The sequence below is a fragment of the Bradyrhizobium sp. P2_E8 genome, assembly GCF_056403875.1.
The window spans coordinates 1-952 of record NZ_JBFUES010001642.1; the positions used below are offsets into that span (position 1 = coordinate 1).

A 952-nucleotide genomic window follows, 5' to 3' on the forward strand; every position below is an offset into this window, starting at 1 on the left:
GTGTCGCCTCCGCCCTAGACGTTAATGCGTTTTAACGATATCGCTGCCCTCCATAATGAGGGACGCGTCATTCATCCTGGGCCGCGCGGGTTCGCGCGTGCTGGCGGTCATGTTGCTGGCAGCAGCGACCGCGCTTGGCGGCTGCGCCGGCGGTGGTGGTGCCGCCAACTCCTATGCGATGGCGCCGAGCGCCGGCTCGGGCGCGACGGTCGCCTTCGAATCCATCGACGGCCCCCCGCCCCAGGTATTCGACCGCATGGTCGGCGTGCTCGACAGCGAATCCAAGCTGCGCAGCCTGTCCGTGGTCTCCCGCGAGGGTTCGGCCGCCTACCGCGTGCGCAGCTACCTCTCCGCCCAGATCGTGSGCGGCAGGACCGTGATCGCCTGGGTCTGGGACGTCTATGACGCCAACCAGCAGCGGGCGCTGCGCCTCTCCGGCGAGGAACCCACCGCCAGCAAGGGGGGCCGCGATCCCTGGGGAGCCGCCGACGACCTCGTGCTGCGGAAGATCGCCCAGGCCGGATTCAGCGGACTTTCCAACATGATCAACGGGACGCCGGAGGCGCCGAGCGCTRCTCCGGGCCTGCGCGGACCGGCGGTGGCAAGCGTCACCCCGGAGGCTCCGGCACCGGACATGCCGGCCTCGGCGCTCGGCTATGCCGAGCGATAACCCCCGCTAAACCACGGCCTCAAGTTGCGGCCAAGCCGTTGGCCCGACTCAGGATTTTCAAAGGGAAAAGTAGCATCCCGGGTTGCCATTGCGGCCCCCGGCCTGATATTTCCTCGCCCGTCGTAACCGTGCTTCAAGTGGGTATTCCCAGATGTTGAACGTCCTATCCAGCAAAGCGCGGGAGGAAGCGTCTATGTCGGCCAAGAACGGCTCCATCAAGCTTGTCGCCGGCAACTCCAATCCGGCTCTCGCCCAGGCCATTGCCCAGGGCCTGGACATGCC

General features: G+C 66.9%; 1 protein-coding gene. It reads left to right on the forward strand.

All coding sequences use genetic code 11. From position 1 onward, the window contains the following. The first annotated feature begins 55 nt into the window (after positions 1–55). Entirely contained in the window at positions 56–670 is a 615-nt protein-coding gene (locus AC1D00_RS42930) for a hypothetical protein (RefSeq protein WP_477014896.1), read from the forward strand. The last annotated feature ends 282 nt before the right edge of the window (positions 671–952 follow it).